The sequence below is a fragment of the Streptomyces niveiscabiei genome (assembly GCF_001419795.1).
Lineage (GTDB): Bacteria > Actinomycetota > Actinomycetes > Streptomycetales > Streptomycetaceae > Streptomyces > Streptomyces niveiscabiei.
In genome coordinates this window covers 1-1,878 of sequence record NZ_LIRL01001250.1, presented here as the reverse complement: position 1 = coordinate 1,878, position 1,878 = coordinate 1, and the positions used below count along the sequence as shown (strand labels likewise).

3 protein-coding genes are annotated in these 1,878 nt (G+C 75.1%); all 3 read right to left on the bottom strand.

Annotated elements, in window-relative coordinates; translation table 11 throughout:
• Nucleotides 1-29 precede the first annotated feature (29 nt).
• Entirely contained in the window at nucleotides 30-311 is a 282-nt protein-coding gene (locus tag AOK24_RS42710) for a DUF6332 family protein (protein WP_055725239.1), read from the bottom strand.
• A gap of 33 nt (nucleotides 312-344) precedes the next feature.
• A complete protein-coding gene (locus AOK24_RS42705) occupies nucleotides 345-1,076 on the bottom strand; it encodes a maleylpyruvate isomerase family mycothiol-dependent enzyme (RefSeq protein ID WP_055725238.1) in 732 nt (243 codons plus the stop codon).
• 300 nt (nucleotides 1,077-1,376) lie between these two features.
• The coding region (locus AOK24_RS42700) for an MFS transporter (protein WP_159052202.1) at nucleotides 1,377-1,878 on the bottom strand (502 nt) is incomplete at its 5' end.

Genomic DNA, 1,878 nt, shown 5'->3' with positions numbered 1-1,878 from the left:
GGTGGGGGAGCACGCGTGGCCGGGGTGGCCTAGTCCGAGGGGTTGGCCTGGTTCGGGCGGTCGGTTCGGTCCGCGGTGAACTTCAGCAGCACGCTGATCACCCGGGCGAGGAACACCACCGGCGCGAGCGCGATGCCCGCCTTGAGGAGCAGGCTCTCCGCCGGGCCCGGCAGGTCGAAGAGCAGTGCCGGACCGGCCACCGCTCCGAACACGACCGCCGCCGCGAACCCCGCGCTGAACAGCGCGTACCCGATCTCCACCGTGATCGCGTCCCGATCGGCCTGCGTACGGCGTCCCCCATGCCCCGTCATGCCGACGAGTCTCGCACAGAGGGTGGCGGTCCGTCAGATCGCCGACCGCTCCGTCCACAGCGCGGCCAGCGTCCCGTCCCCGTGGACCTCGGGGAGCGGGCGCCGGTTCCACAGGGCGAAGTACAACGCCCAGGCGGGTCCGGCGAGTTCGCAGTCGGCGTCCGCCGCGTCCGCGCGCACCGTCACCCGTGGGCCGGAGGACAGGCGTACGGTCCACACCGCGTCGTCCGCGTCCGTCGCGCGGACGCGCAGCAGGCGGGGTTCCTCCGTGCGGACGCGGCTGCGCTCGCGCGCGTGGAAGCCGCGCAGGAGTTCGTCGATGCCGTCCACGGCGAAGTCGGTGGCGACCGGGGCGGGTTCGGCGCCGGTCGCGGACTCGGCGTCGTACCGGTGCACCGTTGTCTCGTGGGCCTGGCGGCGGGCCCAGAAGGCGAGCGGGGAAGGGGCGGGCAGGAAGGCGAAGCAGGCGATGTCGGGCGGGGCGGCGGTGAGCGTGTCGACGAGCAGGCGGTGCCCTTCGCGGAACCAGTCCAGCAGGCCGGCGTCGTCGAGACGCGGCGCCGGCGCCAAGGGCTGCCGCTCGGCGATCCCCTCGGCGACGTACGCACGCGCCCAGCGGTGCACGGCCCCTGTGTGCTCCACCAACTCCCGCACCCGCCACTCCGGGCAGGTCGGAACGGCACGGTCGACCCCGGCGGCCTCGGCGGCAGCGGCCAGGGCACGGCCCTCACGGTCGAGGACGCCGATGAACTCACTCGTCTCCATGGGGAAGAGTGTGGCGCGTCGGAGGGGTGGACGGCATGCGGGATGGAGGGGTGGGGGCCTGCGCGGGTGGGTGTGGGCCGGTCGGCTTCGGCGGGGGAGGAGGAGATCTGTTTGGGCGGGTTCGGTTCAGGCGGGCGTTGGGTGTTCCGTGCGGGTGGTCCTGCGGGGTGTCAGGCAGGCGGGCGTCGGGTGTTCTGCGCTGAAGGGCGGGGATCGCGCGGCGCGGGGGAGCGCGTGGTGTTCCGGGTCCGCGCAGGTGGGCGCCCGGTGTTCCGGCCCGGAGGCCCTGCGGTGCTCGGTTCAGACCGCCGTACGGCGCTCCGCGCGCCCCGCGCTCGCTCCGATCAGGGCGGCCAGCGCCGCCAGGACAGCGACGCTCGTGAGGGCGGTCGGCAGGGAGAGCCAGTCGGCCATGAAGCCGATGGCCGGTGGGCCCAGCAGCATGCCGCCGTAGCCGAAGGTGGAGGCGACGGCTACGCCGTGCGGACCGGCCAGCGCGCCCGCGCGTTCGACGGCGACCGGGAAGAGGTTCGCGAGGCCGAGGCCCGCGACGGCGAAGCCGATCAGCGCCGCCCAGAACGCGGGGGCCAGCGAGCCCAGCAGCATCCCGGCCGCCGCGAGGGCGCCGCCCACGACGACCGTGCGGCTGCGTCCGAGCCGCTCCAGGAGCGTCGTACCGGAGAGGCGGCCGATCGTCATGGCGAGCGCGAAGCAGGAGTACCCGACGGCGGCTGCCCCGGCGGAGGCGTCCAGGTCCTCGCGCAGGTGCAGTGCGCCCCAGTCGGCGAGGGCGCCCTCGCCG

Excerpts from the sequence above, each read along its gene's own strand:
- AOK24_RS42710 (WP_055725239.1), bottom strand. The coding sequence starts at position 311 with ATGACGGGGCATGGGGGACGCCGTACGCAGGCCGATCGGGACGCGATC.
- AOK24_RS42705 (WP_055725238.1), bottom strand. The coding sequence starts at position 1,076 with ATGGAGACGAGTGAGTTCATCGGCGTCCTCGACCGTGAGGGCCGTGCC.